Below are 293 nucleotides of genomic sequence, written 5' to 3'. Positions count from 1 at the left end.
TGTGCTGGAAATTTATCGGCATGCATCAGAACTCAATCCCCAAGCTTGCTACCAGCTTTGTGCCGCATCGGAACCTGCTATTGCAGAAAGTCTATCTGAGTATTGGAGTAGCCTATATTTTGAGGAGCCAAAGGATGATCTTGACCTACATGACTTTAAGTACGAAGTATTTCGAAATATTGGAGCTCTGATTGAGGCAAATGTTCAGCCTCTTCTCCGCGATGTTTTGGCTCAGGTGCGCATCATTCGTGGAAAGAATCCACGTTTTGATGACATCAAAAAATTGAAGCTCG

The 293-nt window shown here is 43.7% G+C and carries 1 protein-coding gene; it reads left to right on the top strand.

The window, feature by feature from the left end:
• On the top strand, nt 1–293 hold a 293-nt coding region (locus A3730_RS32630; RefSeq protein WP_231883927.1), incomplete at both ends, for a hypothetical protein.

It is taken from the genome of Alcanivorax sp. HI0044 (assembly GCF_001634945.1).
Note: the sequence above shows the minus strand (reverse complement) of the source record. Positions and strands in the feature narration are given on the sequence as shown.